A 26,179-nucleotide genomic window follows, 5' to 3' on the forward strand; every position below is an offset into this window, starting at 1 on the left:
TTTTACAATTAATTCTGTTTTTTAATTGTTCTATTAGGTACATTGGAATTGGTTATGATTGTTAACCGAAAATAAAAATATAACAATAGGGAACGTAAATAATGTCACAATTTAAAGTAACAGCAGTTGCTACTATGGTAACGGCTATTTTGGCATCATCTCAAGTACAGGCAAGCGAACAAACTCGTTTTTATAATACTTCAAGCGTTAGCTCACAAGTGCAATTCAACCCCCAAGTATCTCAACAACGTGCATTAGCTGAGCGAAGAACTGTTTCGGGTCACAAATCAATTTTCGATGAGCAGTTAGGTAAAGCTACGTTCTTATGGAAAGCAGTTGGTCAAGCTAAACCTGATATGGCGATGGTGCTTCCTGAGCAACGTAATGCCTATGCTGCAGATTTTTATTTAAATGCCTTAACGGGTGTTAGCACTGCGAAAAAAGGTTTTTCAAGTGCTGTATTAACAGATTTATCTGAGCAAAAACTTGGCTCAATCACAGCTAAATACAAGCAAAAAGTACTCGGCGTTGAAGTTTTCAACCGTGAATATAACCTGATTATGGACAAAGAGCATAATTTAGTTGCTGGCTCTGGGTATTTCGCAAATAAAGTGACGAGTTCAGTTGCTCCTCTAGGTGAGTTCACAAGTGCTGAGCAAAGCATTAAACGTGCAATTAAAGAACTTGCTGATATCAATGTGTCTTTAACTAAATCAACTGAGCAAGGCGACTATGTTAAGTACACTGTGTCTAACCAAAACGGTGACAAAGTTGTATTAGGACAGCCACGTGCTAAGAAAGTATTTTTTGAAGTAGCGGGTGAGCTGCAATCTGCATACTATGTTGAAGTAGAAGTTGCTGATAAAAACAGCCTAGAAAGCGATTACTTCAGCTACGTTATTGGTGCGCAAAACAGCAAAGTTTATTTCAAGAAAGACTTAAAAGCACACGCGGCAGACTTTAACTACCGTGTATGGGCTGACGAAGATGGTTACCCGTGGGAAGGTCCACACGGTGACGTGATCCCAGCTGATGGCCCAGATCAAATTGATGAAACTGAAATCCTAGATGCACCACTTGTAAGCCTGTCTTACTACAAAAAATTAAGCACGATGGATCCATGGCTTGCTGATGATGCTACAACAACATCAGGTAATAACGTATTTGCTTATGCTGATGTTATCGCACCACAAGGCTTTACAGAAGGTGACTTCACAGCTGAAACCACATCAGATTACACATTTGACTACCCTTATCAAGTTGATCAAGTAGCAAACAGCTACGACAACCGTAAAGCAGCTATCGTTAACTTGTTCTATATGAACAACTTCTTACACGATTTCTTCTATGACCATGGTTTTGACGAAACATCAAATGTTGCGCAAGTATCAAACTACGGCCGTGGTGGTGTAGAAGGCGACCCTATCGAAGCGCAAGCGCAAGATAATAGCGGTTTAAATAACGCTAATATGGCAACCCCTGCTGACGGTGCAAGCCCACGCATGCAAATGTATTTATACAACTCGAAAGATGCGAAAGTGGGTGTGGATTTTGGTGTGGTTGTTACATCTGACGAATCAATTGGTCTTCTAGAGTCCTCTAAAGTATCAGGCTTTGGTCAAATGCAATTTGCTGATATCGCAGGCGAAGTTGTTCGTCTAGTTGATGGCGATGATGCCGATTCTGGTAGCGTAACAGATGGTTGTCAACCAGCAACAAATGCAGCTGAACTTGCTGGCAAAATTGCGCTAGTTGATCGTGGCTCTTGTAACTTCACAGCAAAAGTACTACACGCTCAAGAAGCGGGTGCAATTGGTGCTATCGTTGTAAACAACAACCCTGATACAGATGAACCAGCGCCGATGGGCGGTGAAGATGATGCCGTTATCATTCCTAACATGGGTCTGAACTATGCTGACGGTCACGCACTTTACGATGGTATCGCTGCAGGCGACACTGTTACTGTGAACATGTTCAACAAAGCAACGTTAAAAGACGGTACGCTAGATAACGGTATTATTGCTCACGAATGGGGTCACTACATCAGTAACCGTTTAGTGGGTAACTCATCAGGTCTTATCAACTTCCAAGGCCGTGCGATGGGCGAAGGTTGGGGTGATTTCCACTCGCTTATGTTCATTGCTAAAGCTGATGACATTAACATTCCAGGTAACGACAAGTTCCAAAAAGCGTACGGTAGCGGTACTTTCGTAGAAGATTTCTACTACGGTATCCGTCGTGTTCCATATTCAACTAATATGGAAGTAAACCCGCTGTCTTTCCGTCACATTACTGAAAATGAAGGTGCTGATGTAGGCATTGCACCAACAAGTGTTGCTTCACCACACGCAGCAGGTGAAATTTGGGCAACTATGCTTTGGGAAAGCTATGTAGCACTTATCAACGAGCACGGCTTTGAAGACGCACAAAACCGCATGGCTAACTACTTAGTTGCTGGTTACAAGCTAACTCCTGTTGCTCCGCTATACACAGAAGCACGTGATGCTATCTTAGCTGCAGCGTACGCAGTTGATCCTGAAGATTACAAACTAATCTTAGGTGCATTTGCTAAGCGTGGTATGGGCTTAGGTGCTGTAGCACCAGAGCGTTTCAGCGAAGATTTAACCGGTGTTGTTGAATCAGACAAAATGAAACTTGCTAGCTTCACATTGAAAGATGTGGCAATGAATGCAAACTACAACGGTGCTGAATTAGGTTATTGTTCAAACGATAACGTGCTAGATAAAGGTGAAACAGGCACATTAACTGTTAGCATCATGAACACAGGTAGTGAAGTACTAACGGGTACACAAGCACAGTTAACAGTTGTTAGCGGTCACGATGTAACGTTCGAAAATGATGGTTTAATTACATTCGACGATACAAACCCGTATGCTTCACAAACAAGCGCGCCTATCACGTTTACGCTAAATGATGCAGGCACTGCTGATACACTTGAAATCGAAGTGTCATTCCCTGAACTGTCTGCTGATGACGAAATTGTTGAAGCAGCAACCGATAAAGTATCTTATCTTGTGAACATGGACTTTGAAGATAAAGCACCAGTTAGTTCACAAACTGCTGACGATATGGAAATTGCAGGTGCATCATTACGTGACTGGAAAGAAAACGTAATGACAGGTGATGACCTAGCCGTTGGCACGCAAAGCATGGCAAAAGGTGGTTACGTTCCATTTTTTGATAGCTTTGGGTTTGGTCTTGGCGAGCAAACCATGTACCTAAATAACAATGACTTCCAATCTGATGTTGCAATCGAATCAAGAGAGTTTGATATCGGTTTTGCGGGTGACTTTGAAGTTTCATTCTGGCACTTCTACCTAATCGAAAACGAGTGGGATGGTGGTGTTGTAGAAATCAGCGTAAACGGCGGTAACTGGGTTGATGTTACTGAAATGGGCGGTACATTTGATGTTGGTTACGATGACCCTCTAATCGAAAACGACGCGCAAGCACTACAAGATCGCGATACCTTCACAGGTAACAATGTTGATGAAAACGATGTGTATGGTAACTACGAAACAATTCGTTTCGGAACTGAACTAAACGGTAACCGTGCCAAGCTTCGTTTCCGTATTTCATCTGATAATGCCGTTAGTAGCTTTGGCTGGTGGATTGATAACGTAACTGTTAGCAATGTAACGACACCAATCTTCTCAAATGTGATTGCTGGTGATACATTCGCTTGTGATAATGCACTACCATTACTTTCGGTAGCAGGTGATGCGACAGTGTCTGAGTCAGCTTCAGGCACATTAACAGCAACAGCGTCAGACCGTAACAGTGATGACACACTAAGCTATGCATGGACGCAACTAAGCGGCACAACTGCAACACTTACAGGTGCTGATACTGCGACTCTAGGCTTCACGCCTGGTGCTATCTCAAGTGATGACGAGTTAGTATTTGAAGTAACAGTGAGCGATGGTACAGACTCTGTATCTGAGCAGTTCACTGTTGCCGTAACTAACGAAGCTGAACAAGAAGAAAGTAATGAAGAGAAGAAATCTAGTAGCGGTAGCTTTGGTTTCTTAACACTACTACTTGCACCACTAGCGCTTATCGGCCGTCGCCGTAAACGTAAATAAGACTTTTAAATAGTGATAACAAAGCCCTTACAGTTCGCTGTAAGGGCTTTTTTGTTTATAAGTTAGCGAGAGTAAAGTTAGCGAGGGGAAAGTTAGCGAGGGGAAAGTTAGCGAGGGGAAAGTTAGCGAGGGGAAAGTTAGCGAGGGGAAAGTTAGCGAGGGGAAAGTTAGCGAGGGGAAAGTTAGCAGCGACTTTACATCGCGTCCTAGAGCCCAGAACCTAGCACCTTTTCGTAGGCGTGAAACTTGTTTCGCGCGTCTGACCGCTGATAGCTGAAGGCTGACAGTTTCTTAATGTTGGGTTTCGCTGCGCTCTACCCAACCTACGTGGAGAGTCAACAGGTTGAATGCTGTGAGGTTATAAACACTCGATAACCCCACATTTCTGACTTACAGCTTAGAGCTTACAACTGAAAGCTTAAGGTAAGCTATTGAACCGTTGCTTTTAGGCCGCGGCGTTTTAATAATGCTGATGTGTCTGGCTCTTGACCGCGGAATGCTTTGTACGATTCCATTAGGTCACGTGAGTTACCGACTTCTAAAATTTCTTTACGGTATTTATCACCGATTTCACGTTTTAGACCGCCTTGCTCTTGAACAAAGGCAAAGGCGTCTGCTGCTAAGATTTCACTCCACATATAAGCATAGTAACCCGCTGAATAACCGCCGCCCATTGAGTGTGAGAAGAAGGCTGACTTATAACGAGGTGGTACAAATGCTACATCAACTCCATGTTTTGCAAGCGCTTGTTGCTCAAACTTTTCAATGTCTTGTAAAGGAGCATCAGCAGAGAGTGAATGCCATTCCATATCAAGTAGTGCAGCAGCAACGTATTCTAGGGTATCAAAACCTTGGTTGAAGCTACGTGATTGAATTACTTTTTTCAGTAGCTCATCAGGAATTGGCTCGCCAGTTTTATGGTGTTTCGCATAGTTAGCGATAACTTCAGGATACATTGCCCAATCTTCTTCAAATGTTGATGGGAATTCAACGAAGTCACGTGATACTGAGGTGCCAGATAGAGTAGGGTACTTCACGTTTGAGAACATGCCGTGTAAGCCATGGCCTAGCTCGTGGAAGATCGTTGTTGCTTCATCATAACTGATAAGCGTAGGTTCGCCATTCGCGCCTTTTTGAATGTTCATTACGTTTACGACAACTGGCTTTTGTTCTTTAAGGCCTGATTGTTTAACGAAAGAAGTCATCCATGCACCACCACGTTTACCTTCACGCGCGAAGTAGTCAGCAAAGAAAATGGCTAAGCTTTTACCATTTTCATCAAATAACTCATAGGCTTTTACATCCGGGTGATAAACCGGAATATCGTTACGTGGTTTAAAGGTGATACCGTATAAACGGTTCATGGTGAAGAATACGCCGTCTTCTAAAACACGGTTGAACTCGAAATATTCTTTCACTGCATTTTCGTCAAGGTTATATTTATCTTTACGCACTTGCTCTGCGTAGAATAACCAATCCCATGGCTGTAATTTGAACTGCTCACCTGACTTATCAATCTTAGCTTGAATTGCAGCGGCCTCAGCGTTGACGTTCTGCATTAATGCAGGGATCATGCTCGCAAACATATCAAATACAGCTTGTGGTTTTTTCGCCATTTGCGACTCTAAACCAAAATCAGCCCAGCTGTCGTAACCTAATAGTTTTGCTTTTTGAGCACGTAAGTGAGCAAGTTCTGCCACAATATCACGGTTACTATTTTCGCCCGATAATGCACGCTCAGCTGATGCACGCCATACTTTTTCACGTAAATCTCGGTTTTTCAGTGTTGCCAGAATAGGCTGACGCGTGGTGTTTGTGATCTTAATTAGGTATTTACCAGGGTGGCCAGCTTCAGCTGCGGCATTGGCAAGCTGCTCAATTTGACCTGCTGGTAAGCCTTCAAGCTCTGCTTTGTCATCCACTAAAACAACATTTGTTTTAGTAAGCGCTAATAAGTTTTGTGAGAACTGAGTTATTAAGCTCGAGTGCTTTGTATTGATATCACGAATTTGTTGTTTTTGCTCTGCACTTAATTTTGCACCAGCACGCACAAAACGTTTGTAGTAAACGTCTAATAAACGCTTTTCTTCAGCAGTTAAGGCAAGGCTGTCAGCTTCGCTGTGAATAGCCGCTACTTTCTCAAAAAGTGCTTTATTTAAGAAAATGTTGTCGCTATGAGCCGCTAGTTTTGGCGCTAACTCTTTTTGTAATTCACGACGTGCCGGGTTTGAATCCGTACCCGCTAAGTTATAAAAAATACTGCGTGTGCGTGTTAATAGCTCACCACTTTTCTCAAGCGCAACAATCGTATTGGCAAAATCAGGCTTTGCTGGATTGTTGATAATAGCTTGCACTTCAGCCATTTGCTCAGACATGCCTTTATTAAATGCCGGCATGAAATGTTCATCTTTAATCGCACTGAAATCAGGCGTTTCGTATTGTAATACGCTTTTCACAAACAGTGGGTTAGCTTGCTCATTTGCAGCAACAGGCGCTGATTGCTCTGATTTAGGCGTTGATGTTGTTGTTTGCGGTTCTGAACAGGCTGTAAGTAACAGCGCAGAACTGATCGCGGTTGCGATTAGGTGTTTCATAGTTTTTCTCTTGTCATTTTTAAAATTAAATTGTGTCGATATAACCTTGCACATACGTTTTATAAGCTCTTGATTTGCATAGCGGTTAAAACGGATTACAAAAAGTGCTACAAAAAAGCACTTATATGAGGCAGGTATCACCATGTGATCAATGAGCCCAGCATACTGTGTCTTATTACAATTGACCTCATACGTTGCGATAAGGTGATTATTGGCTGCGATAAGCCGTTAAAATTCTCTAAGATCGGAAAGCCACTTATAACTTTACAGCTTAAATAGCTCGACCCAATTGATCTTTTTGACTCATAACAGTGTCCAAATAAAAATCTTATGGTATGTTATATTGTAACAATTTAATCTGCAATCAATCTTGCCATGGAGTGCATTTTTTTACGATAAGTTGCAAATGTTGCTGAATAAGCAAGGAGTCATATGGCTATCATAATCAAACACGCCTGCGTTGTTAATGAAGGACAGCGCGAATTAAACGATGTACGAATTGTTGGTAACCGAATCGCTGAAATTGCCAAAGATATCAATGCCAAGGCCAATGATGAGGTAATTGATGCAAGCGGTCTGTTGCTATTACCAGGCATGATCGACGATCAAGTTCATTTTAGAGAGCCGTCTTACCCACAAAGGTACGATCGCCAGTGAATCTGCCGCGGCAGTGGCAGGTGGCATTACAAGCTTTATGGAAATGCCTAATGTCTCACCTTCGACTACCACGGCAAAAGCACTTGCTGATAAATACGCGATAGCAGCGCAAACGAGCGCTGCGAATTATGCGTTTTACTTTGGCGCAACCCCAGACAACCTTGATGAAATTAAAGCTCTTGATGCTAAAAATGTATGCGGCGTTAAAGTGTTTATGGGAGCATCAACAGGTGATTTACTGGTTGAACACCCACATGCTCTAGAGGCCATTTTTCGGGAAAGCCCAGTACTCATTGCAACCCATTGCGAGCAAGGGGAGGTTATTCAACAAAACCAGCGCCGAATAGAAAAACGCTATGGTGAGTTACGAATAGAACATCACCCGTTAATTCGTGATGAGTTAGCGTGTTATGCATCATCATCGTACGCCGTATCGCTGGCAAAACGCTATGGCTCGCAGCTGCATGTTTTACACCTTACAACAGCAAAAGAGCTAGAGCTATTTAGTAACGCGCCTATAGAGCAAAAACACATAACCGCCGAAGCTTGTGTGCATCATTTGTGGTTTAACCAAGATGATTACACACACTATGGTAATCAAATTAAATGTAACCCTGCCATAAAATCAGAGCAAGATCGCCAAGCGCTACTCGCAGCAGTACGCGATGGTCGCATTGATATTATTGCCACCGATCATGCCCCTCATACTTGGCAAGAAAAGCAGCAACAATACAGCGCTGCACCAGCAGGACTCCCGCTCGTCGAGCATGCATTACTATCGTTACTTGAGCAGGTAAAACGTGGTGCGTTGAGCCTAGAGCAAGTCGTTGAAAAAACAGCGCATAACGTGGCAAAGCGATTTGCTATCGAAGATCGAGGGTTTATCAGAGAAGGTTACTTTGCAGATTTAGTCCTAGTTGACCCAATCGCAGAAAAGCACGTTGAGCACACAAACACACATTACTTATGCCAATGGACCCCTTTCAATGGCACTACTTTTTCACACCGAATAACACATACCTTTGTAAATGGTGAGTGTGTCTTTGATGGACAGCACGTATACCCGCACAAGCAGGCCGCTATGGCCTTAACATTTAATCGTTAAAAGAAGTTGATATGCAATTACCCGATATTACCTCGCACTCTAATGTAGATTTTCAGTCGCCTTTAAAATGGGTTGGCATGGAAAAAATAGCATTGCCTTTGAAACTTGCACAACCTCATGTTGATGTGCACCTGAATGCCAAAGCCGATATTTTTGTTAGCCTTGATAGTGATGCTAAAGGCATTCATATGTCGCGTCTTTATTTATTACTTAATCAGCTATTGGCTAATCAAAGCTTATCGACTAAGCGTATTAACGAGTTTATGGAAGCCGTTTTAGCATCACAAAAAGGCTTAAGTAAAGGCGCAAAACTGGTGCTGCATTTTGATTTACCCGAGCTAAAACCAGCACTCCTTAGCGACAATGCCGGATACAATGCTTACCCTGTTGTTTTAACGATAACTAAGAAGCAGTCGATGACTATCAACTTAAAAGCTGATGTAGCCTACAGTAGCACGTGCCCGTGTTCAGCGGCATTATCGAGGCAGCTTTTGAGCGAAGCCGTCGATAAACAATTTAGCGATGAGCATATAGATAAAGCCTCTTTACTCAGTTGGCTTGCAAGTGAACAGGGCTCTATTGCAACCCCTCATAGCCAGCGTTCTTATGCTTATATTGATGTCACTTTTAGTAATGAGAAGCTACCCGATATTGGCGGCTTTATCACAGTATGTGAGCAAGCTATTGGTACCCCTGTACAAACGGCCGTGAAGCGTGAAGATGAACAAGCATTTGCTGCCCTTAACGCAAAAAACTTACTGTTTTGCGAAGATGCAGCAAGGCGATTAAAACAGTGTTTCGAAACCATGCCGAGTATTGCTGATTACCAGTTTAAGGTCGAACACCAAGAAAGCTTACATGGCCACAATGCCGTGGTTCATGAATCTAAACATTAAGCTGATGAGTCTAAGTGTTAGGCTCATGAACCTAAAATGGTTTACAAATTTTGACATTAGCGGTCGCAAATTATTGCTATTCATCTTCACAATGATAATGATATGACCGCTAAAAATGATAAACATAATAATATAAAGGACGACTATGCGTTTTAAATTTATTGCTGCTGCAGTGGGTCTCGCTGTAGCAAATGTTGCTGTTGCCGACGAAGGCATGTGGCAACCTCACCAGCTACCAGAGCTTGAATCAGTGTTAAAAGCGAAAGGCTTGAGCATTGATGTAGAGTCAATTTCTAAATTAACAGAGTTTCCGATGAACGCGGTAATTAGCCTTGGTGGCTGTACTGCTTCGTTTGTTTCACCGAAAGGCTTAGTCGTAACTAACCATCACTGTGCCTATGGTTCGATTCAATATAACTCGACCACCGAAAACAACATTTTAGAAAATGGCTTTTTAGCAAAAACAACGGGCGAAGAAGTGCCTGCAGCGCCGGGTTCTCGTGTTTATGTAACCGAGGAAGTGGTTGAAGTAACTGATAAAGTAAACCAAGGTACTGAAAAGCTAACGGGTAAAGCACGTTTTGATGCTATTCAAGCAAATGAAAAAGCACTTGTTAGTGAGTGTGAGCAAGACCAAAGCTACCGCTGTAATGTGTATACTTTCCACGGTGGTCTTGAGTATTACCTGATCAAATCGCTAGAAATCAAAGATGTGCGTTTAACGTATGCACCCGCTATGGGCGTCGGTAAATACGGCGGAGATATCGACAACTGGATGTGGCCGCGTCACACAGGTGATTTCTCGTTCTATCGCGCGTATGTTGGCAAAGATGGCAAGCCAGCTGAATATTCAGTAGATAACGTGCCGTACCAAAGTGATGCGTTTTTAAAAGTAAGCGCTAAAGGCGTTCAAGAAGGCGATTTTGTGATGGTGACCGGTTACCCTGGCAGCACAAACCGTTACCGTATTTCGCCTGAAGTTGATTACGTGTTTAACACAGCTTACCCATTAGCGCGTAAATATAACTCTAAATATGTCTCGTTAATTGAAGAAAATGCGCCTGAGGGGTCAGAGGCACGTATCGCTTATGAAAGCACGATAGCGGGCTACAACAACTACATTAAAAACTATGGCTCAATGATTGAGAGTTTCAATAAAGGGTCAATGTATAGCCGTAAGCAACAATTCGAAAAAGATCTCACTGCGTGGATCAACGAAGATAGTAAGCGCAAAGCTAAATACGGACAGGTACTTGCTGATTTATCTGCGCTAGTTGCTCAGTCGCAAGAGCATAACCAGCGTGACCGTATGTTAGGTTACGTACACCGCTCACAAATGATTTCAACTGCTCGACGTTTATACCGTTTAGCTTACGAAAAACAAAAGCCAGATGCTGAGCGCGAAAGCGGTTATCAAGAGCGTGATATGCCACGTATCGAGTCTCGTTTAAAAAGCATGAGCCGTCGTTATGATGAAGCCGTAGATAAAGCTATTTTACTGTATTTTATTGAGCAGTATGCAGCATTACCTAAAGACGAGCGAGTTGCAGAGGTTGATAAAGCACTGGGTCTAACAAACGGTTTTGATAAACAAAAACAACAAGCCATGCTTGATGATATGTATGCTAAATCGGTTCTTGCAGATGAAAGCAAGCGTTTATGGATGGCAGATCTTGACCTTGCTCAGTTAAAGCAAAGTAGCGATCCATTTATTCAATATGCGCATGCAATTTTTGCGGTCACAAAAGATATTGAAGATGCGAAAAAAGAACTGGCTGGTAAACAGCAAGCTGCTCGCCCTGCATTAATGGAAGCAATCATTGCTTATAACAAGGCACTTAATAAGCCTGTTTATGCAGACGCTAACAGCACCCTGCGTGTAACTTACGGTACGGTAGGCGGCTATTCACCGCAAGATGGCTTAGTGGCAACCCCCTTTACATCGTTAGAAGGACTACTTGCTAAAAACACCGGTGTTGAACCATTCAACTCACCAGAGAAACAAAACGAGTTAATTAAGCAAAAGCTTTATGGCGATTATACCGGCGGTATGAATACTGTTCCGGTTAACTTTTTATCGAACGTAGATACCACAGGTGGTAACTCAGGCTCTCCAACGTTAAACGGTAATGCTGAGCTCGTTGGTTTATTATTTGATGGTGTTTACGAAAGCATTATTGGTGATTGGGATTACGATGAAAACTTAAATCGCTCAATTCACGTTGATTCACGATACATGTTGTGGGTGATGGATAAAGTTGATAATGCTCAAAATTTACTTAAAGAGATGACTATCGTTAATTAACCTGAGTTTAACGTTAATTTTAGTATTAAAATGCCAGTCACACAGACTGGCATTTTTGTTTTTAATAAAAATAAAAGCATTAAATATCATGAGGTTGAAAAATATTTGTAAAAATTAATTTTTCTTAAGTTTTATTTAAGTTTCGCTCGATAAATTTTACACATAACCTAAGTGGAGCGAACAATTATGCTTTCAGTTCAACAATCACATCAAACTCAAGTTCAAGATCCGGCCTTTGTTTGCACTCGTGAAGGAGGTCAATTCCGTGACCGCCTTGAGAGTAATATCAAGCAAGGTTTTGCTGCAGCTTATGATGCGAAAATTTCGCAGTTCATGCCGCTACTTTGTGAGCTTAATGTTGATGATGAAGTATGTACGTTAGGTCTTCGCTCCGCATCACAACCTTTGTTTATTGAACAATACCTCCCTGCGTCTATTGAGCACTTTGTCGGTGCCAAGCGTGAGCACATTTTTGAGCTAGGTAACTTATGCTCAACGCATCGAAAAGCCACCTTGGCACATTTTGTTTTAATGAACGAAGCACTCTATCAAGCAGGGGCAAAATATTTAGTGTTTTGTGCAACCCGTAAAGTGAGAGCGCTATTAAAAATGCTGGGTGTAAATTGCAAAGAAATCGGTGTTGCCAATGCGCAAGCACTTCAAGATCCAGCAAGCTGGGGTAGCTATTACGACAATCAACCAACCATTTGTGTGGTTGACCTAAACGAAGCTCATCAGCGTGTTTTAAATACCCCCGTTTTATTCAATATCAAACAGCAGTGTTTACAGTCATCGCTTGAGCTTGCTGTATTTTTGGAGGCGTTATGAGTTGGTTAACACAGTTACCACATAAAGATAGCGATACCTTAATGGTTTGCCACAAAAGCGATGGTGTGCGCTCACTAACTAAACAAGAATTTACTGAGCAAGTAACTCGTTTACTACCTACTTTGGTAGAATTTGATGCCCAAGGTGTGGCTTATCAATTAGATAACACACCTGCTTGGTGTGTATTAGAAGCTGCGCTTAGCGAGCTTAAAAGAGTGGCTATTCCGCTACCAACGTTTTTTACGGCTCAGCAAGTAGCGTTTGGTTTGCAAAATAGCGGAGCAGGGCTATTTGTATGTGACCGTGCTTACGAAGGTGAGCATGCTAAATTAGTGGCGTTAGTAGATGTATGTAAGCATTACCCTTTATATGTTTACCAATTGAGTAATACACAGCCTGTGCCATATTTTTCAAACACGCAAAAGATTACCTTTACGTCTGGCTCAACAGGCACACCGAAAGGCGTGTGTTTATCGCTTGAGAGTCAATTGCAGGTGGCAACATCACTTTATCAAAGCATTGATTTAGAAAAGCCAAACCATTTGTGTTTACTGCCGCTACCGGTTTTGCTTGAGAATTTAGCCGGTGTTTATGCGCCGCTATTAGCTGGTGGCACGGTTAATTTAGTGCCTTTAGCTGAACTTGGTTTTTCTGGTGCACAGTTACTTGAGCCACACAAATTAATAGCCGCAATTGAGCGCACTGAGCCAAATACCCTTATTTTAGTGCCTGAACTACTGACTTGCTTAGTGGCTTTCGCAAAGCAAGGTTGGCAAGCACCTAAAAGCTTAAAGTTTATTGCAGTAGGTGGTGCTGTTGTAAGCCAAGCGCTTATTAAGCAAGCCCGTGAGTTCGGTTTACCGGTTTATCAAGGCTATGGTTTGTCTGAATCGTCATCGGTAGTGAGCTTAAACACTCGCGATGATGATGACATCGGCACCGCAGGGCGAGTACTTAAGCACATTCAATACAAAATTGAAAATGGCCAGCTTTATATCAAGGGTTCATTGTTTTTGGGGTACTTAGGTCAAGCCGCGCAAAATGCTGACGATTGGTATGCAACCGGCGATCTCGTTACTGAGCAAGCAGGTCGCTTGATTATTCAGGGCCGCTTGAAAAATCAGCTGATCACCAGCTTTGGGCGCAATATCAGTGCCGAGTGACCTGAGTCGTTATTGCTTAGCCACAGCCAAGTACAACAAGCGGTGGTGATTGGCGAAGGCCAGGCATTTTTAGCCGCGCTTATCTATGCAAACCAAGCGATGAGTGACGCTGAACTTGCTGCCCATATTACGGCACAAAACGCGCAACTACCCGAATACGCACAGATCAGAAAATGGCATCGAATGGCAGAGCCTATGAACCACACGCAAGGTTTATTAACCAGCAATAATCGCCCTAAACGCGATGTTATTAATCAATTTTTTGCTACAGAGATTTCAGCACTTTATCAAGAGGCGACGAGCATGAGTCAATTTTTCAATACATTACAAGCCGAAACACAGAAAGAACGTGACTACCTTTTAGCTGCGCCGATTATTGGCCGCGTTTTTAAAGGTGAAGTAAGCCTAAGTGAATATGCATCGTTCTTAACGCAAGCTTATCACCATGTTAAGCATACAGTACCACTGCTGATGGCAGTCGGTGCAAAGCTGAGCGATAAACAAGAGTGGCTGCGCGAAGCTGTTGCAGAATACATCGAAGAAGAGTTAGGCCACCAAGAATGGGTGCTAAACGATATTGCAGCATGCGGTTTTGATAAAGAGCTAGTACGTCATTCTCGTCCACAGTTTTCGACCGAATTAATGGTGTCGTACGCCTACGATGCAATTAATCGCGGTAACCCATTGGCATTCTTTGGCATGGTTCATGTGCTTGAAGGCACTTCGATTGCGTTAGCTGATAATGCAGCAGGGCAAATCCGTGAGGTTGTAGGTTTACCTAAAAAGGCGTTTACCTACCTTACTTCGCACGGTGCACTGGATATTGAGCATGTGAAGTTTTTCGAAAACCTCATGAACAAAATTGATAACGAGGACGACCAGCAAGCCATCATTCACGCCGCAAAATGTTTTTATAAACTGTACGGCAATATTTTCCGTGACCTCGATTCAGAACCTTTCTTTAGCGAGGCTGACTTGGAGCAAAGCGCATGAGTAGCCCAGTTTGTGTGCTAACCGGTGCAACAGGGGGGATTGGCCGTGCTATTGCCCTTCGCCTTGCAAAAGAAGGTTGGCGTTTATTACTTGTTGGTCGAAATGTGAAGCAACTTGCTGCACTGCAATTGGAATGTGGCAATGATGCTGAGTATTTTCAGGCTGACCTAAGTAACAGTGAATCTCGCGATGACCTTGCTAAGTTTGCTCAGCAAATTGGCGGGGCAACGTTACTAATCAATAACGCAGGCGTTAATGTAATGCAGGGGTTTAGTGAAATTAGCGAGCAGCAAATTGATCACCTGTTAAATATTAATCTGCATGTGCCTATTAAATTATGTCAGCTGTTTTTACCACAAGTGACCCGCAATAAAGGCACGATTGTCAATATTGGTTCGTCGTTTGGCAGCATTGGTTATCCATATCAAACCTTGTACTGCGCTAGCAAGTTTGGCCTAAGAGGGATGACCGAAGCCCTTGCCAGAGAGCTCAGCCACAGCGATGTCAAAGTATTGTATTTAGCGCCTCGTGCCACCGATACCGCGATTAATTCGCCGCAAGTACGCGCGATGAACAAAGAGCTGGGTAACACCATGGATCCGCCAGAAAAAGTGGCTGATGCATTAATAGATTTAATTAAATCAAAAAAACGTCGTCGTTTTATTGGTTTTCCAGAAACATTATTTGCCCGTATTAACGGTGCATTTCCATCACTCGTTGATAACGCAATAGCAAAACAACTTCCTAAAATTAAAAGTTTTTTTGCCAACTAAATTGATTAAGGTGAATGATTATGACTAAACTAAATTTTAAAGCCCTAATGATGTTAGGTGTTATCATGGCTGCGCCTGCAAAAGCCGACTTTAATAGCGATTTAAGTTCGGTGCAAAAACAGTGGGCAGTGGTTAATTACGAATTAGTTGACGATGCGCAGTTAGATGCATTCGAAAAATTAGCGAGCGAAACCGCAGAGTTTACAAAAGCGAACGACCAGCAAGCAGCCAGCCATATTTGGTACGGTATTGTGCTATCGAGCTATGCGGGGGCGAAAGGAGGTTTAGGCGCGCTAGGTCTTGCAAAAGATGCGAAAGCACAATTTGAAAAAGCGCTAAGCCTAGATCCAAAAGCGCTTGATGGCTCAGCATACACGAGCCTTGCAACCTTATACGGTAAAGTACCTGGTTGGCCAATTGGGTTTGGTGATGACGATGAAGCGAAAAAATTGTTTAAGCAAGCGCTTGAATTAAACCCGCGTGGTATCGATAGCAACTATTTATATGCGTCATTCCTATATGACGAGCGCAAGTATAAATCAGCTAGAGAGTTTTTATTGGTTGCACAGCAAGCGCCAGCACGCCCTGATAGACCAAAAGCAGATCTTTACCGCCAACAAGAAATTACTAAGCTATTGGCTAAGGTAGAGAAAAAAATAAAGAGATAAACTATGCATTTATTGCTCGTTGAAGACGACCACTTAGTGGCAGAAAGGTTTGTGTCGTTCTTTACGTCAACAAGGATACAGTGTTGAACATAGTTCGACCGTTAAGTCAGCGATGCAATGGCTGAAAAATGATGAAATTGAGCTGGTAGTCCTTGATTTAGGACTACCAGACGGTGATGGCATCGACATTTTAAAACACATCAAAAAGCATCGTAAAAACCTGCCCGTGGTGATTTTAACGGCTCGGGGCAGTATTGATGATAAAGTTATGGGGCTTGATTTAGGTGCTGATGATTACCTAGCAAAGCCTTTTGATCCCGCAGAATTATTTGCCCGTCTTCGGGTTGCCAGCAGGCGTGTGACCCAAGCTCAGACCAGCACTTTAAAAGTCGGTGATGTTGAAATGGACACCGCCGCTTTTACCGTGAGCTTTCAAGGTGAGCCAGTAAACTTGCCGCGCAAAGAGTTTATGCTCCTTAAAGCCTTGCTAGAAAACCAAGGTCGCGTGCAATCAAAACAGCAGTTAGAAAGTAAACTGTACGAATGGGGCGAAGAGGTGGGGTCTAATACCATCGAAGTACACATTCATCACTTGCGTAAAAAATTCCCAAAAGAGTTTATTAAAACCTTGCGCGGCATTGGTTATGTGGTGGGTAAACGCTAGTGTCAATTCGTAAAAGGCTGACTCTACTTATATTGTCTATGGTGATCTTAACCTGCTTTTTGGCATTTACTAAAGGTTACCGTGAAAGTATGAATCAGGCTGAAGCACTGCTCGATAACGAGCTAGTAACGCTGGCACATGTGTTAATCGAGCAGCCACTCAGTAAAGAAACTCCAGCTTATACCAGTGATTTACCGCAGTTATTGTTTCAAGTTTGGGTTGATGACAGCTTGGCCTCAAGCTCAAAATCATTGCAGCAAAATCTTAGTAATCAAAGTCAGTGGCAAACCGGGTTTAGTGTTGAGAACTTGGCTGGGCAACGCGTCAAAGTGTATCGCTTAAGCGAAGGTAATAAGCGGGTGCTTATTGCTGAGCCCTTGAGTAAACGTGTGGCGCTAACCGAAACCGTGATTCTATCGGCCATGACGCCGCTGTTGTGGAGTGTGCCTATCCTTGCTCTCCTTATTAGTGTGTTTGTAAAACAAGGGCTTGCGCCACTAACTCGGTTATCAAATCAACTTAAACATCGTCAAGCAAATGACTTTACTGCAATACCTTGGCAAACCCCAGAGCAAGAAATAAAACCCGTAATAAGCCGCTTAAACGATCTATTCAAACGGGTTGAAAGTGCCTATTTACGAGAGCGCTTTTTTGCCTCAGATGCGGCCCATGAACTGCGTACCCCGCTCAGTAGTTTAAAAATCAATGTGCATAATTTAGTGGCTCAAGGTGTTGAGAGTGTTGAGCTTGATGCGATGGAAAAAGGCGTTGATAAACTGAGCAATATCGTTGAGCAAATGCTGATTTTGGGGCGTACTTATCCAGAGCAATGGCAAGCGCAATTTAGCCCCATGTCGGTGTTAGAAATTAGCCAACAAGTTGTTGCACAACTTTATGATCGTATTGACGAAAAAGAGCATTCCATTAGCATTGATGGCGATGATTTTATCATTGCCGGTGACGAATTCACCTTAGTTACTTTGTTTGGCAATTTACTGAGTAACGCCATAAAATATACCCCAGCTGTGGGAGAAATTTGTATTACGCTGAAAACCGAAAATAATCGTTTTATTTGGCAAATAGATGACTCGGAACCAGGTATTAATGAAGCTCAAAAACAGCGCATTTTTAACCGTTTTTACCGTGTGGGTGGTGATAAACATCCATCAGGTGAACAAGGAGCCGGGCTTGGTATGGCCATTGTTGAACACATAGTCTCGATTTATAATGCTGATATTGCTTTAGCAGATAGTCACCTTGGTGGCTTGCGAGTGAGTGTCTCTTTTATGCAAGGAGATGTCAGTGAATAAATGGATTTTAGCGCTTTCTATGCTGCTACTATGTATGTCGTCTTGGCTTGCCTATGCCAAAGAGTACAAGCTGATTTTAAAAGATCATTTGTTTTACCCCGCTGAAATAACAGTACCTGCCAATAAAAAGCTGCGATTAGTTATCGAAAACCAAGATGATACCCCAGAAGAGTTCGATAGCTTTGACTTAAACCGTGAAAAAGTGCTCTACCCTGGTCGTAAGAGTGTCATTTATATCGGACCGCTCAGCCCTGGACGTTATGATTTTTTTGGAGAATTTTCGCCTAATACAGCCAGAGGAACTGTCGTGGCTACGGAGGTGAATGATGCTGATAACTAGTTTATTAATGAGCATTAATCAGCTTTTACCTGTGGTTATTTTAGCTGTGCTTTTGAGTTTGATCGTGCCTTTAAGTCAGCGCCAGCTGAGTATTTATGCCGTTATTGGTACCCTGATGAGCTTAGTATTTGTACAAGCCGCTGCTTGGCTGAGTCAGTTATTTGATCACCGAGGCTTAGAGTTCATACAAATGCTGCTGTGTATAATGATTTTTGTCGCTGCACTAATGAGTTGTCAGCATCGAAAAATGGCGGCTGCACTGGCCTTGATTGCAACCATGACCTTGTATTTAAGCCATTACATGATCTATTTGGTCAGCTTTTGGCACAGTAAAGATACCGCTGAGCCATTGATACTCGGTACATGTTTAGGTGTGGGCATTTGTATTAGTTTTGGTGTGTTATTGTTCTTTTTACTGGAAAGTATCGTCAGACGTGCAGGTGTGCAGCCTTTAGTCGTGCTGCTTGCCTTTAATGCAACAGCAAAGTTATTGATATTTCTAGATTTAGCAAGTCAGGTCGACTTACTAGACGTGACCTCAAATTATTTAGATTGGCGTGGATTTTTAGTTGAAAACTCAGAGCTTGGGCGCGTATTAAAAGCCTTAGTGGGCTACGAAGCCACGCCGAGTAAAACTGCGCTCTGGGTGTATGTTATTGCTGCTGTAGTATTTATTGCCTTAGCGCGCGTTTTAAAAATTAAAAAGACAGAGGAGCCAGTATGCGGTTCTTAATAATTAGCTTAAGTTGCTTGTTGTTAGCAAGTGTCAGCCAAGTCGCGCAGGCAGATGGCATGGTGGTTGATAAAGTATATCACCCTTATGTGATGCCGTTTGAACGTGAGGTCGAGTGGCGTTTAGTGTCTCGGCAAACCGATAACGGTAATGTCCTTGCACAGCGTGCAGGCTTTGGTGGCGCAATTAACGACACCATGAGTCTTGAGGGCTACTTAGTTGGCGAACGAGATGATAACGGTGATTTTGGCTTATCTTCGTATGAGCTTGAGTTACGTTGGCAGCTGGTTGAGCAAGGCCGTTTATGGGCCGATTGGGGAGCGTTATTTGAGCTTGAAAAGCAGCATAATATCGATGCATACGAAGCAACAACTGGGTTTTTATGGGAAAAAGAGTTTGGCCGTACAAGCCTGACTATGAACGCATTTTTAGTGTATGAATGGGGCGCTGATATTGCAAACGAGTGGGAAAGCGAGTTTCGCTTACAATACCGTTATCGCTATCGTTCAGCCTTTCAACCATCGATAGAAATCTATGCGGGAGAGGACTTTTTTGGGGTTGGTCCAGGCTTTATTGGGCTACACAGATTTAGCCCTAAACGCCAGTTAAAATGGGAAGCGGGTTTTATTAGTGAACTTAGTCAATCGGGCAAAGATCACAGCTTTCGTTTAGCACTTGAGTTTGAGTTTTAAGGACTGTTTTAGTTACTTTAAAGTAGCTTAAGTGCCCTGTTTATATAGCCTAGCAAACGATAGTATTTGACATATTCTGGCAACTCTATATAGTGAGCGGTAGCTAAAAAGCGTGTAATTAATAAATCTTTATTTCGTTGTTGTATAAGTAATACTTGTAGTACCGTCCTGAAGTTTTTAAGTTCCATCTGATTTTTTGCTACACCCGCCCACTACGGGCAATATTTAATTTTTTATATCAGGAATATGACTATGTCTAACGTTGTTTCAGGTACAGTTAAGTGGTTTAACGAATCTAAAGGTTTTGGTTTCATCGAGCAAGAAAATGGTCCAGACGTTTTCGCTCACTTCAGCGCTATCCAATCTGAAGGTTTCAAAACTTTAGCTGAAGGCCAACGTGTAGAGTTCACTCTATCACAAGGTCAAAAAGGCCCTCAAGCGGACAACATCAAGCCGCTATAATTTTACTGAAAAGTAAAATAGAGAAGAAGCAAGCTACGGCTTGCTTTTTTTATGTCTAAAAATTGACTGGGCTAGTTAATATTTCTATATTTAATGCAGCTGTGTCATTAGAGTGTATTAATTATTTTAAAATATTTGTTGTTAGCGTGCCTAAGCTTTGCACCTGTAGTGTTTGCAAAAGAAAGTGTCACCATTTACACCGAGCATTTCCCGCCATATAACTTCTCAAATAAAGGGCATTTAGAGGGTATTAACTTAAAGTTTGTTAAGGCCATGTGCATCGATGCCAAAATTAAGTGCAATTTTGAGCTCTTACCTTGGTCAAGAGCATTCCACTTGGCGCAACAACAGCCCTTGTCAGGGTTAGTCTCTACAGCCCGAATTACGCAAAGAGAAAAGCTGTTTAACTGGGTATAATTTGTTGGCCTCATCGCGAAATTTCTTTTATAGATTAAAATCAAATGAGCGTATTAATCCACTTGATCTACCCCAGGTAAAAGAACATAGCCTATGTGTTGTGCGTAATAGTATCTATGAGCAATTTGTAGAAACAATTGGTTTTAGTGATGGTAAAAATTTGCTGAAAGTGAGTCATAGTTATGAGTGTCTTAATTTATTTTTCAAAAATAAAATCGAGCTAATTATTGGTTCAGATCTATCATTTGATTATCAGCTAACTCAATACGGGCACCCTGGACGAGAAGTCGTTAAGCTAGTTGAGCTTCCTCTTAACGATACATTAGGGAATTATTTAGCATTAAATAAAAACATACCCATCGATGTAGTTGAACGTTTGCAATCAAGTTACGAAAAGCTAATTGCTCAGGGTAAGTTAGACTTTTTTATTGAGCAATATAGTAATACCAATACAAAATAATTTTTATTAGTCATCGTTAGCCGTTGAAGCTATCGGTAGCTGAGTACTACTATCATGGTGCAGTGTAAAAGGCACTGGGGGTTGTTCAGAGTAGCAAATAACGAATTTTTCTTGCTCTTACTTAAGGCCTATTTGTTCGCATGACCTGACTATATAGCGTTGATGCCTGAATCTCAGCAAACGCATTTTTTAATGCATTGATATGGTGTGGGTTAGTATTTTTGTTTGCAGCTAGGAACCCTTTCATCGCTAAAAAATCAATTGCAAAGGCAAAGTGTAAGCGCGATTCATCAAGGCCTAATTCATTAGCCATCGCGGCGATATAGTTTTTATCGTCAATGATTAAATCAACCTTCCCCGACATCTACAACTGATATGACTTATTGATGTCTGAAGTATACACAACAGTGTAACCGCGCTCAGTTAAGCGTTGTGCTGCTAAGTCATGACGCTGAACTGCTATCTTGTATTGTTTGGCTTGCTTATTGGAGGTGATGTTTATATCGCGGCGTTCGCTTAATTTCACAAAGCCCATTTCATAGGTGGCTACTTCACCAATCCAATAGAAATGATGTTCACGCTCTGGAGTTTTAGCCATGCTGTAAATGAAAGTATTCGGCTTTTTTAGTGCCATATTATAAGCACGGGCCCAAGGGTAGAGCTCTATATTGGCATTTAAGTTTGCTTTGGCAAAAATAGCTCTTACTAATTCAGTGCTTTTACCGGCAACTTGGTTATTGATCAAGGTTTGATTGGGCGGTGATAGTTCGGTAACAACGGTTAGGGTCGGCTTGCAAAGGGCTGGCCAACTTAAGAAAAAGGTTAGTATATAAATTCTAAAATAGTTCATTTATGCACTTAAAAGGATTTAGTAAATAAATCTTAGCACATAAAACGATAAAAGGGCCTTGCGATCCTTGGTGAAGTATCGTTCAAGTCAGATAGACCTTTAACCCCTTAAAGTCCTATCCTATTGTTTTGCAACTACGGCTCATCTCATTAAGTTTCTAAGCTAGCGAGAGGAAAAAACCAGCAATTGCTGCACTCATGAGGTTAGCCATAGATCCTGCTAACACTGCTCTGAGCCCTAAGCGTGCGATATCCTTTCGCCGACTAGGCGCCATACCGCCTAATCCACCTAGTAAAATTGCTATCGATGATAAGTTAGCAAACCCACATAACGCGAATGTGACAATCGCTTGTGTGTGCGCACTTAACGTATCGCGATAATTAATAAAGTCGAGGTAAGCAACAAATTCGTTAACTACAACCTTCTGACCTATAAAACTGCCTGCGATTACTGCTTCGTCCCAAGGTACACCTAATAACCATGCAACTGGAGCGAATACGTAACCTAAAATTTCTTGTAGCGTTAATGTTGGATGATCAAACCAACCACCAATACCGCCTAATAACCCATTTAGAAGTGCAATAAGTGCTACGAAAGCCAGTAACATCGCACCTACGTTCAGTGCTAGTTGCATACCGTTTGCGGCACCTGATGCGGCAGCATCAATTACGTTTACCGGTTTTTCTTCTTGTACGTCTAAATCAGCTAAATCTTCTTTTGGTGTTTCGGTCTCTGGCACAATCATTTTTGCCATTAAGAAACCACCTGGTGCCGCCATAAAGCTGGCTGCAATTAAGTATTTAAGCTCTACACCAATTGTTACGTAACCTGCCATAACAGAACCTGCTACGGTAGCAAGGCCACCTACCATTACCGCAAATAGCTCTGACCTAGTCATGCTGGCGATAAATGGCTTAACAATCAATGGTGCTTCTGTTTGGCCAACGAAAATATTGGCGGTCGCAGAAAGCGATTCAGGGCGCGAGGTTTTCAACAGCTTTTGTAAGCCACCGCCTAGAATCTTGATTATCCAATCCATCACCCCGATGTGATACAACACAGCAACAAGTGCTGAGAAGAACACGATAACGGGCAATACTTGTATCGCAAAAATAAACCCTAGGGTATCTTGCGATGCCAGTGAGCCAAATAAGAAGCTAATCCCGTCATTGGCATAACCAATAACCGATGAGACGCCTCGCGACATACTTGCCAGTACGTTTTTGCCCACTTCGAAGAACAAGACAAAGCCACCAATTAACACTTGAAGTAAAAAGGCGATGCCTACAGTTCTTAAATTAATTGCTTTACGGTTCGTTGAAGCCGCAAAAGCAATGCCTAGTAGCACAACAATGCCTACTAAGCTCATAAATGTTGTCATACTGACTGTTTCCCGTTGTTATTGTTGCAGTAAATATTTTATTTTACTTTTAATTATATCAATGGCAACGCGATTCATACCGCCGCGTGTGACTACGAGATCAGCTTTGTGCTTAGATGGCTCAATAAACTGATAAAACATAGGTCGCACTGTCGCTTGATATTGATCAACAACGGACTGTAATGTTCTGCCACGCTGCTCCATATCTCGTTGCATACGGCGCATAAGGCAGATATCTAACGGTGTATCAATGAACACCTTAATATCAAATTCTTTTCGAAGTGCCGGATCACTCAGTAGCAAAATACCTTCAACGATAAGTACTTTTGCAGGTGCCACTCGACGCGTTTCATCGCTTCGGGTATGCATTGCATAGTCATAAGTTGGTACGTCTACTGATTCTCCAGCGCGCAATTGAAGTAAGTGCTCATGCAAAAGCTCATGCTCGAAAGCATCAGGGTGGTCGTAATTGGTTTGCGTTCGATGGTCAAACGGCAAATGCGACTGGTCTTTGTAATAAGCATCTTCTTCGATCACTGCGATCGCGCCCGGTTCAAGCTCATTGACTAATTCGTTATAAATTGTCTTGCTAAAAAGAGACTTGCCCGACGCAGATGCGCCAGCAATAGCTATAATTGTTCGTGTCACTAAAGTTCTCGCCCACACAGAAGGAAACATTGTTAGGTAGATCACAATAGCAAAAAAGACACGATTAATCTCTTTTGCTTCGCTTAGAGATGCAAATTTATAATGTTTCCGTTTTATGAAACAGGACTTATGTCCTGTACCAAAAATTCAAAGAGCATATAAAGTATTCACATATTGATAACGAGGTACCCATGGCAAGAGCACTCATCTTAATGGCAGATAGCCTAGGAATTGGCGCAGCACCTGACGCAGAAAAGTTTGGTGACGTAGGTGCAAATACCTTCGCTCATTTACTTAAAGCCTATGCAGAAGAAACTGGTGAGCACTTATCGCTTCCTAATCTTACCCGTTTAGGTTTAGCTGATGCATGCGAAGCCGCAGGTAAAGAACCTTGTTTAGTCAGTGACCGCCAAGCACCTATTGGCGCATGGGGTTACGCTAAAGAGTTATCAAGTGGTAAAGACACGCCTTCAGGACACTGGGAAATGGCCGGTGTACCTGTGTTATTTGATTGGGGTTATTTCCCAAACACACAGCCGTGTTTTCCACAAGAATTTGTTGATGAGCTAATTGCTCGCGCAGAGATTCCTGGCATTTTAGGTAACTGTTATGCCTCAGGAACGACCATTTTAGAAAAGCTAGGTGAAGAGCATATGCAAACCGGTATGCCGATTTGCTACACCTCAGTTGATAGCGTGTTTCAAATAGCCGCGCACGAAGAATCATTTGGACTGGAGAAACTTTATCAGGTTTGCGAAATCGCACGGGCGCTGCTTGATGAAATGAACATAGGAAGAGTGATTGCGCGGCCATTTTTGGGTTCGAGCCGTGACGATTTTGCCCGTACAGGCAATCGTCGTGACTATTCGGTGTTACCTCCGTCGCCAACCTTGCTTGATAAATTATCGCAAGACGGCGGTGAAGTGATCAGTATTGGTAAAATTGCCGATATCTATGCGCACCAAGGCATCACCCAAAAACACAAAGCGCCAGGGTTAATGAACTTGCTTGAGAAAACCTCAGAAGTAATCGCAAGCGCACCTGACCATAGTTTGATTTTTACAAACTTAGTTGATTTTGATGAAAAGTACGGTCATCGCCGTAATGCAGTTGGCTATGCTAAAGCATTAAAAGAGTTTGATGATTACCTACCGACCATTTTAAATCAGCTAAATAGTGATGATGTGTTAATTATCACGGCCGATCACGGATGTGATCCAACAGCAGCAGGCACTGACCATACACGTGAATACGTGCCAGTACTTGCATACCAACCGGGAATGACAAACACCCCGCTTGGAGAACGAGCTAGTTTTGCAGACATAGGTCAAACCCTTGCCCAGTGGTTTAATCTTCCTGCACTTGAATACGGTGATAGCTTTAACGACAAGCTATTAGCGAACAAAAAAGGAAACCAATAATGAGTACTCCTCATATCAGCGCCAATGTAGGCGAATTTGCAGAAACGGTATTAATGCCGGGTGATCCGCTTCGCGCTCAATACATTGCTGAAAACTTTTTAGATGACGCAAAACAAGTAACAGGCGTTCGTAATATGTATGGTTTTACCGGTACCTACAAAGGTAAGCCAGTGAGTATTATGGGTTCTGGGATGGGTATTCCATCAATGTCAATTTATGCCCGTGAATTGATCGTTAGTTACGGCGTTAAAAATCTAATTCGTATTGGTACCTGTGGTGGTATTGGTAGCGATATCAAAATCCGTGACGTTATCTTTGCACAAGGTGCAAGCACAGATTCAAACGTAAACCGTGCACGTGTACGTGGTTACGACTTTGCCGCAATTGCTGATTTTGGTTTATTACTCAACGGCGTAAACGCAGCAAAAGAATTAGGCATTGAAGCGAAAGTAGGTAATGTATTTACAACAGATACTTTCTACCAAGCAGATAACACATTCTATCAAGAATTAGACAAGCTAGGCGTACTTGCTGTTGATATGGAAACAGCTGGCATGTACGGCGTAGCTGCTGAATACGGCGCAAAAGCGATGGCACTATTTACTGTAAGTGACCACGTAATCACTGGTGAAGCAACACCAAGTGAAGAGCGTCAAAGCACTTTTAACGAAATGGTTAAAATTGCTTTAGAATCAATTTAAATAAGTTCCTTG

General features: G+C 42.4%; 23 protein-coding genes and 2 pseudogenes. 20 read left to right on the top strand and 5 right to left on the bottom strand.

The features are described from left to right. Positions 1 to 101 precede the first annotated feature (101 nt). Positions 102 to 4,106 (top strand): rhombosortase-dependent M36 family metallopeptidase, encoded by a 4,005-nt coding sequence (locus ACRWSG_RS17945; protein WP_462167067.1) that lies wholly within the window; start codon positions 102 to 104, stop codon positions 4,104 to 4,106. Positions 4,107 to 4,534: 428 nt separating this feature from the next. On the opposite strand, the gene ACRWSG_RS17950 is transcribed toward ACRWSG_RS17945, so the two are convergent. Then, positions 4,535 to 6,700, bottom strand: a complete 2,166-nt coding sequence (locus tag ACRWSG_RS17950) for a M3 family metallopeptidase (RefSeq protein ID WP_462167068.1) — start codon at positions 6,698 to 6,700, stop codon at positions 4,535 to 4,537. A 432-nt stretch (positions 6,701 to 7,132) separates the two neighbouring features. Between ACRWSG_RS17950 and ACRWSG_RS17955 the strand changes: the two genes are divergently transcribed. From ACRWSG_RS17955 to ACRWSG_RS18035, 17 genes and pseudogenes are all read left to right on the top strand, one after another. Continuing rightward, positions 7,133 to 7,357, top strand: coding sequence for a hypothetical protein (locus tag ACRWSG_RS17955; protein WP_462167070.1), 225 nt, complete (start codon positions 7,133 to 7,135; stop codon positions 7,355 to 7,357). Positions 7,358 to 7,370: 13 nt separating this feature from the next. Beyond that, a complete protein-coding gene (locus ACRWSG_RS17960) occupies positions 7,371 to 8,462 on the top strand; it encodes a dihydroorotase (protein ID WP_462167071.1) in 1,092 nt (363 codons plus the stop codon). 11 nt (positions 8,463 to 8,473) lie between these two features. Next, positions 8,474 to 9,358 (top strand): GTP cyclohydrolase FolE2, encoded by an 885-nt coding sequence (folE2, locus tag ACRWSG_RS17965; protein ID WP_462167072.1) that lies wholly within the window; start codon positions 8,474 to 8,476, stop codon positions 9,356 to 9,358. Between the two features lie 145 nt (positions 9,359 to 9,503). Next, on the top strand, positions 9,504 to 11,663 hold the full coding sequence (locus ACRWSG_RS17970; protein ID WP_462167073.1) for a S46 family peptidase: 2,160 nt from the start codon (positions 9,504 to 9,506) through the stop codon (positions 11,661 to 11,663). Positions 11,664 to 11,849: 186 nt separating this feature from the next. Beyond that, positions 11,850 to 12,491, top strand: a complete 642-nt coding sequence (locus ACRWSG_RS17975) for a thermostable hemolysin (RefSeq protein ID WP_166338257.1) — start codon at positions 11,850 to 11,852, stop codon at positions 12,489 to 12,491. Beyond that, positions 12,488 to 13,945, top strand: a pseudogene (locus ACRWSG_RS17980) (AMP-binding protein); the annotation flags it as partial. The gene ACRWSG_RS17975 and the pseudogene ACRWSG_RS17980, both read left to right, overlap by 4 nt. A gap of 12 nt (positions 13,946 to 13,957) precedes the next feature. Beyond that, complete coding sequence (locus tag ACRWSG_RS17985; protein WP_105173768.1) at positions 13,958 to 14,647, top strand: TenA family transcriptional regulator; 690 nt, start codon at positions 13,958 to 13,960, stop codon at positions 14,645 to 14,647. After that, positions 14,644 to 15,420 carry an SDR family oxidoreductase gene (locus tag ACRWSG_RS17990; protein WP_054563176.1) on the top strand — a complete coding sequence of 259 codons (777 nt, stop codon included), beginning with the start codon at positions 14,644 to 14,646 and terminating at the stop codon, positions 15,418 to 15,420. The genes ACRWSG_RS17985 and ACRWSG_RS17990 overlap by 4 nt, the downstream gene beginning before the upstream one ends. Before the next feature lie 20 nt (positions 15,421 to 15,440). Beyond that, on the top strand, positions 15,441 to 16,088 hold the full coding sequence (locus ACRWSG_RS17995) for a tetratricopeptide repeat protein (RefSeq protein ID WP_130151988.1): 648 nt from the start codon (positions 15,441 to 15,443) through the stop codon (positions 16,086 to 16,088). A 3-nt stretch (positions 16,089 to 16,091) separates the two neighbouring features. Then, positions 16,092 to 16,752 (top strand): annotated as a pseudogene (locus ACRWSG_RS18000) (response regulator transcription factor). Next, positions 16,752 to 18,062: an ATP-binding protein gene (locus tag ACRWSG_RS18005; RefSeq protein WP_462167074.1), complete on the top strand. Its 1,311-nt coding sequence runs from the start codon at positions 16,752 to 16,754 to the stop codon at positions 18,060 to 18,062. The pseudogene ACRWSG_RS18000 and the gene ACRWSG_RS18005 overlap by 1 nt, the downstream one beginning before the upstream one ends. A 19-nt stretch (positions 18,063 to 18,081) precedes the next feature. Then, positions 18,082 to 18,402, top strand: a complete 321-nt coding sequence (locus ACRWSG_RS18010; protein WP_171041562.1) for a cupredoxin domain-containing protein — start codon at positions 18,082 to 18,084, stop codon at positions 18,400 to 18,402. After that, positions 18,386 to 19,135 carry an iron transporter gene (locus ACRWSG_RS18015; RefSeq protein WP_249362658.1) on the top strand — a complete coding sequence of 250 codons (750 nt, stop codon included), beginning with the start codon at positions 18,386 to 18,388 and terminating at the stop codon, positions 19,133 to 19,135. The genes ACRWSG_RS18010 and ACRWSG_RS18015 overlap by 17 nt, the downstream gene beginning before the upstream one ends. Next, on the top strand, positions 19,123 to 19,827 hold the full coding sequence (locus ACRWSG_RS18020; protein WP_138600143.1) for a hypothetical protein: 705 nt from the start codon (positions 19,123 to 19,125) through the stop codon (positions 19,825 to 19,827). Before ACRWSG_RS18015 ends, ACRWSG_RS18020 begins: the two co-directional genes overlap by 13 nt. Before the next feature lie 252 nt (positions 19,828 to 20,079). Next, positions 20,080 to 20,289, top strand: a complete 210-nt coding sequence (locus ACRWSG_RS18025; RefSeq protein ID WP_119852743.1) for a cold-shock protein — start codon at positions 20,080 to 20,082, stop codon at positions 20,287 to 20,289. A gap of 168 nt (positions 20,290 to 20,457) precedes the next feature. After that, positions 20,458 to 20,706, top strand: coding sequence for a transporter substrate-binding domain-containing protein (locus tag ACRWSG_RS18030; protein WP_462167075.1), 249 nt, complete (start codon positions 20,458 to 20,460; stop codon positions 20,704 to 20,706). 100 nt (positions 20,707 to 20,806) lie between these two features. Then, positions 20,807 to 21,166 carry a hypothetical protein gene (locus ACRWSG_RS18035; RefSeq protein ID WP_462167076.1) on the top strand — a complete coding sequence of 120 codons (360 nt, stop codon included), beginning with the start codon at positions 20,807 to 20,809 and terminating at the stop codon, positions 21,164 to 21,166. Between the two features lie 121 nt (positions 21,167 to 21,287). Here the strand turns inward: ACRWSG_RS18035 and ACRWSG_RS18040 are convergent, their stop codons facing one another. The 4 genes from ACRWSG_RS18040 to udk all read right to left on the bottom strand — a co-directional run bounded on the left by ACRWSG_RS18040 (position 21,288) and on the right by udk (position 24,045). Continuing rightward, on the bottom strand, positions 21,288 to 21,530 hold the full coding sequence (locus ACRWSG_RS18040) for a hypothetical protein (protein WP_462167077.1): 243 nt from the start codon (positions 21,528 to 21,530) through the stop codon (positions 21,288 to 21,290). Then, entirely contained in the window at positions 21,531 to 22,016 is a 486-nt protein-coding gene (locus tag ACRWSG_RS18045) for a substrate-binding periplasmic protein (RefSeq protein WP_462167078.1), read from the bottom strand. Positions 22,017 to 22,173: 157 nt separating this feature from the next. Further along, positions 22,174 to 23,397, bottom strand: coding sequence for a NupC/NupG family nucleoside CNT transporter (locus ACRWSG_RS18050; protein ID WP_294409436.1), 1,224 nt, complete (start codon positions 23,395 to 23,397; stop codon positions 22,174 to 22,176). A gap of 18 nt (positions 23,398 to 23,415) precedes the next feature. Next, positions 23,416 to 24,045, bottom strand: a complete 630-nt coding sequence (udk, locus tag ACRWSG_RS18055; RefSeq protein ID WP_138618998.1) for a uridine kinase — start codon at positions 24,043 to 24,045, stop codon at positions 23,416 to 23,418. Positions 24,046 to 24,236: 191 nt separating this feature from the next. On the opposite strand from udk, the gene ACRWSG_RS18060 reads away from it, so the two are divergent. Both ACRWSG_RS18060 and deoD read left to right on the top strand, forming a co-directional pair. Then, the gene (locus ACRWSG_RS18060; protein WP_138618996.1) at positions 24,237 to 25,466 is read left to right on the top strand and encodes a phosphopentomutase; all 1,230 of its coding nucleotides are present in this window, start codon (positions 24,237 to 24,239) and stop codon (positions 25,464 to 25,466) included. Then, entirely contained in the window at positions 25,466 to 26,167 is a 702-nt protein-coding gene (gene deoD / locus ACRWSG_RS18065) for a purine-nucleoside phosphorylase (protein ID WP_036972525.1), read from the top strand. The genes ACRWSG_RS18060 and deoD overlap by 1 nt, the downstream gene beginning before the upstream one ends. Positions 26,168 to 26,179: the final 12 nt, after the last annotated feature.

The organism is Pseudoalteromonas sp. GB43 (genome assembly GCF_054923805.1).

Bases quoted from the DNA above. Each gene is read 5' to 3' on its own strand.
- ACRWSG_RS17945 (WP_462167067.1), top strand. From the start codon at position 102: ATGTCACAATTTAAAGTAACAGCAGTTGCTACTATGGTAACGGCTATT.
- deoD (WP_036972525.1), top strand. From the start codon at position 25,466: ATGAGTACTCCTCATATCAGCGCCAATGTAGGCGAATTTGCAGAAACG.
- ACRWSG_RS18040 (WP_462167077.1), bottom strand. From the start codon at position 21,530: ATGTCGGGGAAGGTTGATTTAATCATTGACGATAAAAACTATATCGCC.
- ACRWSG_RS18050 (WP_294409436.1), bottom strand. From the start codon at position 23,397: ATGACAACATTTATGAGCTTAGTAGGCATTGTTGTGCTACTAGGCATT.
- ACRWSG_RS17950 (WP_462167068.1), bottom strand. From the start codon at position 6,700: ATGAAACACCTAATCGCAACCGCGATCAGTTCTGCGCTGTTACTTACA.
- ACRWSG_RS18010 (WP_171041562.1), top strand. From the start codon at position 18,082: ATGCTGCTACTATGTATGTCGTCTTGGCTTGCCTATGCCAAAGAGTAC.
- ACRWSG_RS17970 (WP_462167073.1), top strand. From the start codon at position 9,504: ATGCGTTTTAAATTTATTGCTGCTGCAGTGGGTCTCGCTGTAGCAAAT.
- ACRWSG_RS17985 (WP_105173768.1), top strand. From the start codon at position 13,958: ATGAGTCAATTTTTCAATACATTACAAGCCGAAACACAGAAAGAACGT.
- ACRWSG_RS18045 (WP_462167078.1), bottom strand. From the start codon at position 22,016: ATGAACTATTTTAGAATTTATATACTAACCTTTTTCTTAAGTTGGCCA.
- folE2 (WP_462167072.1), top strand. From the start codon at position 8,474: ATGCAATTACCCGATATTACCTCGCACTCTAATGTAGATTTTCAGTCG.
- ACRWSG_RS18060 (WP_138618996.1), top strand. From the start codon at position 24,237: ATGGCAAGAGCACTCATCTTAATGGCAGATAGCCTAGGAATTGGCGCA.
- ACRWSG_RS17995 (WP_130151988.1), top strand. From the start codon at position 15,441: ATGACTAAACTAAATTTTAAAGCCCTAATGATGTTAGGTGTTATCATG.
- ACRWSG_RS17975 (WP_166338257.1), top strand. From the start codon at position 11,850: ATGCTTTCAGTTCAACAATCACATCAAACTCAAGTTCAAGATCCGGCC.
- ACRWSG_RS18015 (WP_249362658.1), top strand. From the start codon at position 18,386: ATGATGCTGATAACTAGTTTATTAATGAGCATTAATCAGCTTTTACCT.
- ACRWSG_RS18020 (WP_138600143.1), top strand. From the start codon at position 19,123: ATGCGGTTCTTAATAATTAGCTTAAGTTGCTTGTTGTTAGCAAGTGTC.
- ACRWSG_RS17990 (WP_054563176.1), top strand. From the start codon at position 14,644: ATGAGTAGCCCAGTTTGTGTGCTAACCGGTGCAACAGGGGGGATTGGC.
- ACRWSG_RS18025 (WP_119852743.1), top strand. From the start codon at position 20,080: ATGTCTAACGTTGTTTCAGGTACAGTTAAGTGGTTTAACGAATCTAAA.
- ACRWSG_RS17955 (WP_462167070.1), top strand. From the start codon at position 7,133: ATGGCTATCATAATCAAACACGCCTGCGTTGTTAATGAAGGACAGCGC.